1 pseudogene is annotated in these 522 nt (G+C 62.3%); it reads right to left on the reverse strand.

The window, feature by feature from the left end:
- Nucleotides 1–522 (reverse strand): annotated as a pseudogene (locus tag DC522_RS34090) (molybdopterin-dependent oxidoreductase); the annotation flags it as partial.

Genomic DNA, 522 nt, shown 5'->3' on the forward strand with positions numbered 1-522 from the left:
GCCCGTGAAGGCGGCCGCCCACTCCGGCGTCTTGTCGGCGAGATGCGCCTCCAGTCCCTTCGGATCGTCGGTGTATTTTTCAAGATACGCGCGGTCGGCCATGTTCTCGCGAAACAGCACGTGCATGACCGCGCAGGCCAGCGCGCCGTCCGTACCGGGCTTCACCACCAGGCCAATATCGGCCTGCTTCATCGTCGCGTTTTCATAGATGTCGATGACGACGATCTTGGCACCGCGTTCCTTGCGCGACGACGCAGTCGGACCGGCCCATTTCGCGTGGATCGGAGCCGCGCAGCGCGCCCGTGCCCATGACATAGCCGGTCCATGCCAGATTGGTGCAGATCGATCCGAAGAAGCCGGAATATTTCTTGGCGTGCCGCAACCGTTCGATGCCGTCGCGCTGCACCAGCCCCATGGTTCCGGCATAGAAGTACGGCCAGACCGTCTCCGAGCCGTATTTCTCTTCCGCGGCGATGAATTTTTCAGCAACAAGGTCGAGCGCGGCTTCCCAGCTCGCTTCCT

The sequence above is a fragment of the Microvirga sp. KLBC 81 genome, from assembly GCF_003075415.1.
Lineage (GTDB): Bacteria > Pseudomonadota > Alphaproteobacteria > Rhizobiales > Beijerinckiaceae > Microvirga.